The organism is Cupriavidus sp. SK-3 (assembly GCF_000611145.1).
Taxonomy (GTDB): domain Bacteria; phylum Pseudomonadota; class Gammaproteobacteria; order Burkholderiales; family Burkholderiaceae; genus Cupriavidus.
Genome location: NZ_JFJV02000192.1, coordinates 28,946 through 31,639 on the forward strand (window position 1 = coordinate 28,946; position 2,694 = coordinate 31,639).

General features: G+C 65.7%; 2 protein-coding genes and 1 pseudogene. 1 reads left to right on the forward strand and 2 read right to left on the reverse strand.

Going from position 1 to position 2,694, the window contains the following annotated elements; translation table 11 throughout:
* Positions 1-936, forward strand: a pseudogene (gene denD / locus CF70_RS18500) (D-erythronate dehydrogenase); the annotation flags it as partial.
* 90 nt (positions 937-1,026) lie between these two features.
* On the opposite strand, the gene CF70_RS18505 reads toward denD, so the two are convergent.
* Together CF70_RS18505 and CF70_RS18510 are read right to left on the reverse strand one after the other, a co-directional pair.
* A complete protein-coding gene (locus CF70_RS18505) occupies positions 1,027-1,464 on the reverse strand; it encodes a YbgC/FadM family acyl-CoA thioesterase (protein ID WP_035867688.1) in 438 nt (145 codons plus the stop codon).
* 123 nt (positions 1,465-1,587) lie between these two features.
* Positions 1,588-2,574 carry a tripartite tricarboxylate transporter substrate binding protein gene (locus tag CF70_RS18510; RefSeq protein WP_035867690.1) on the reverse strand — a complete coding sequence of 329 codons (987 nt, stop codon included), beginning with the start codon at positions 2,572-2,574 and terminating at the stop codon, positions 1,588-1,590.
* Between the last annotated feature and the right edge of the window lie 120 nt (positions 2,575-2,694).

The following is a 2,694-nucleotide window of genomic DNA, read 5'->3' on the forward strand; positions in this document are numbered from 1 at the left end:
CAACTGGCGCGCCTGCTGCTCAAGCGCGGCACCCTGGACATCGACGGCAAGCCGGCCGCCATCGAAGGCCTGACCCTGCTCGACGTGGTGGCCCCGCCCCCGCTGGACGACGCACGCGTGCGCGTGGTCACGGGCGACTTGTCCGACCCCGCGGTGCTGGCACAGGCCGTCGATGCCCGTACCGGCGCGGTGTTCCACCTGGCGGCCGTTGTCAGCGGCCAGGCGGAAGCGGATTTTGAACTGGGCATGCGCGTCAATCTCGACGCCGCCCGTGCGCTGCTCGAAACCTGCCGCGCGCTGGGCCATCGGCCGCGCGTGGTGTTCACCAGTTCGGTCGCCGTGTATGGCGGCACCTTGCCCGCCGTGGTGCAGGACGATACCGCGCTCAACCCGCAATCCTCGTACGGCGCGCAAAAGGCGATTGGCGAGCTGCTGCTGTCGGATTACAGCCGGCGCGGCTTTGTCGACGGGCGCGTGCTGCGGCTGCCGACCATCAGCATACGGCCGGGCAAGCCCAATGCCGCGGCATCGTCGTTCGCCAGCGGGATCATTCGCGAGCCGCTGGCTGGAGAGGCTGCCAATTGCCCGGTTGCGCCGGACACGCCGCTGTGGCTGCTGTCGCCGCGCGGGGCCATCGCTGCGCTGGTGCGCGGCATGGAAATCGAAGGCGTTGATTTCGGCGAACGCCGGACCGTGAACCTGCCGGGGCTGTCGGTAACGCCCAGGGAGATGGTGGCGGCGTTGCGGCGCGTGGCCGGCGATGCCGTGGCGGATCGGGTGAGCTGGGAGCGCGAGGCGCGCATCGAGAATATCGTCGGCACCTGGCCTGCCGCGTGGAACACGGCGCGGGCGCTGGCGCTGGGGTTCCAGGGGGATGCGGATTTCGATGCGGTGATCCGGGCCTACATGGAGGATGCCGGTATCGCGGCGCGCTGAGTTTCCAGGCGCCTTTTCGAGCGGCGCTGGCGTGCACGCAGGCCAGCGCCGCCGCTTGAGCAACCACCGCGCAGCGGGGAGCCCGCCGGCTCAGGCGTCCGGCTTCACGACCTCATAAGCCGTGATCGTTTCCCGTACCGGCCCGGGAACCGGCGCCGACTTCTTCGTGGCCGGATCCGCGCACACATAGACGATCTCGCCGGTAATCAGGTGCTCGTCGCCACGATACATCTCCACGCGGAACAACATGCTGGAGCGGCCCAGACGTGCGATACGCCCCCGGATTTCCAGCATATCGTCGAAGCGCGCGGACGCGTGATACTCCAGCGTGGACTTCACCACGAAAATATCAACGCCATGCGCGTGCAGCACGTCCTCCGGATACCGGATCCCCAGCGCACGCCAGTACTCCGTCACGCAGATATCGCAGTAGGTCAGGTAGTGCGCGTTGAAGACGATCGACTGCGGATCGACCTCGGCCCAGCGCACGCGCAGCGGCATGCAGTGACGGAAATCTTCCTTTGCCATGACGGCGTTCCCCTTGATTGCCGGCCGAAAAACGGCCCGGTATGAAAACGGCGCCAGCCCCTGACAGGGCGGCGCCGGCTCAATGCAGGCAGCTATGCCCTGCTTAATGCGGCTTATTGCGGCTTATTGCGGCTTGTTCAGCCCCAGCTTGTCGATAATGGCCTTTTCCTTCTTGACCGTATCCGCCGCGAACCTGGCGTATTGCTCGCTGCTCATGTAGTAGGGCTCCATGTCGAACTTGGCCAGCGCATCGCGGTAGTTCTGCATTTCCATGGCCTTCTTGAAGCCGTCATGCAGCTTCTTGACGATCTTCGGATCGGTGCCCTTGGGCGCCACCACGCCGAACGGCGAGGTCTGCACGATGCCCAGGCCGAGTTCCTTGAGCGTCGGCACATTGGGGAAGCGCGCCGAGCGCTTCTCGCCCCAGGTCGACAGCAGGCGCAGCTTGCCCGATTCCACGTACGGCGCCCAGGCCGGGGTATCGGCCACCGACATCACGTGACCGCCCAGCAGGGCCTGCATGGATTCCGAGTTGCCCTTGTACGGGATATGCGAGAACTGCACGTTCTGCTTCATGGCCAGCTCTTCCATGGTCAGGTGCAGCGTGGTCATCGAACCCGGCGAGCCGTAGGTCAGCTTGCCCGGGTTGGCCTTCGCATAGGCAATGTATTCCTGCATGGTCTTGATCGGCGAATCCGCCGGGACCACCAGGCCGAACGAGTAGCCGGCCAGGTTGATCACGTAGGACAGGTCCTTGACCGGGTCCCAGTTGATCTTGGTGGTGTACGGCAGGCGGTAGACCGGCATCGCTACCTGCGCCAGCGTGTAGCCGTCAGGCTGGGTCGACTGCATCAGCTGGGCGGGCAGCACGCCGCCCGCACCCGGCTTGTTCTCGATGATCACCGGCTGGCCGAAGATCTTGGAAGCGTTTTCCGCCAGCACGCGAAACGGCAGGTCGGTGGAACCGCCGGCGGTATAGCCGATGATCAGGCGGATCGGCCGTTGCGGGAAATTGTCCGCCTGCGCCAGGGCCGGCGCGCTGGCCAGGCCGAGGGTTGCCGCGGTAGCGGCGAGCGCGCCCGCATGGGCGAGGAATTGGCGGCGATGCATGAGTCTCTGTCTCCTGTTGCTATTGCAATTGCTACTACAAGTACAAGTAATGCACTACTGGTAAAGCCATCAAACCGGGGGTTCTGCGACCGCTTCGATCCGGCTGCCGGCGGGGGGCCG

Excerpts from the sequence above, each read along its gene's own strand:
- CF70_RS18510 (WP_035867690.1), bottom strand. The coding sequence starts at position 2,574 with ATGCATCGCCGCCAATTCCTCGCCCATGCGGGCGCGCTCGCCGCTACC.
- CF70_RS18505 (WP_035867688.1), bottom strand. The coding sequence starts at position 1,464 with ATGGCAAAGGAAGATTTCCGTCACTGCATGCCGCTGCGCGTGCGCTGG.